This window comes from Devosia soli (genome assembly GCF_000970455.1).
Taxonomy (GTDB): Bacteria; Pseudomonadota; Alphaproteobacteria; order Rhizobiales; family Devosiaceae; genus Devosia; species Devosia soli.
The window spans coordinates 1-817 of the sequence record NZ_LAJG01000028.1 but is presented as its reverse complement, the minus strand read 5'-3'; the positions used below and the strand labels follow the sequence as shown (position 1 = coordinate 817).

General features: G+C 62.2%; 1 protein-coding gene and 1 pseudogene. Both read left to right on the top strand.

Translation table 11 applies throughout. The features are described 5' to 3' along the window. Positions 1-273 (top strand): annotated as a pseudogene (locus VW35_RS15315) (zinc-dependent alcohol dehydrogenase); the annotation flags it as partial. Further along, positions 270-817 (top strand): TIM barrel protein (locus VW35_RS15310; RefSeq protein WP_046143973.1); only part of this gene is annotated, 548 nt, incomplete at its 3' end. The pseudogene VW35_RS15315 and the gene VW35_RS15310, both read left to right, overlap by 4 nt.

Genomic DNA, 817 nt, shown 5'->3' with positions numbered 1-817 from the left:
GGGCGGCTGGCCTTCGTCACCTGGAGCGGCGCCTTGCCGGTCAACCGCATCACCGGAAAAGGCATCGACATTTTTGGCTGCTGGCACTGGAACCACGACCAGGCAGGCGATCGCATGATGGACCGCATTCGCGCGGCGCGTCCGCTGCTCGACAAGCTCGTGACGCAACGGTTTGCCCTGGCCGATGTCAACGAGGCCTTTGCCCTGCAGGAAACGGGCCAGTGCGGCAAGGTTCTGCTTTATCCCCAGCAGCTCCCGGAGGCGCGAGCATGACCATCAGACTTGGCGGCTATGGCATCGACTATACGGGGGACCCGGACGCTTACGCCCAGGCGCATGTGGCCTTTGGGTATAATGCCGCCTATATGCCCAGTATCGACCTCAACAATCGCGCCGAGATCGACGCGATCGTCAAGGCGATGGCCAAGGCGGATGTGATCATCGCCGAGGGCGGCGCCTGGAAAAACCTCATCGCGCATGATGAAACCGTGCGCCGCGCCAATCTCGACTATGCCGTGCATCAGCTGGCGCTGGCGGACGAACTGGGAGCGCGAGCCTGCGTCGCTTTCCACGGCACGGTGGGCCATCCTGGCGATCCCTGGCAGCTAAGCGATAATTACGACTATGGCCCGCATCCCGACAACCAGAGCGAGGCGGGCTTTCAACGGGCCGTCGATACGGCTCGTTATGTCATCGATGCGGTAAAGCCAAAGCGCACAAAATTCTCCCTCGAGATGGTGCCCTGGCTCGTGACCGACACGCCGGAAAACTATCTCAAGCTCTTGAAGGCGATCGACCGCGCGGAGTTCGGCGCCCA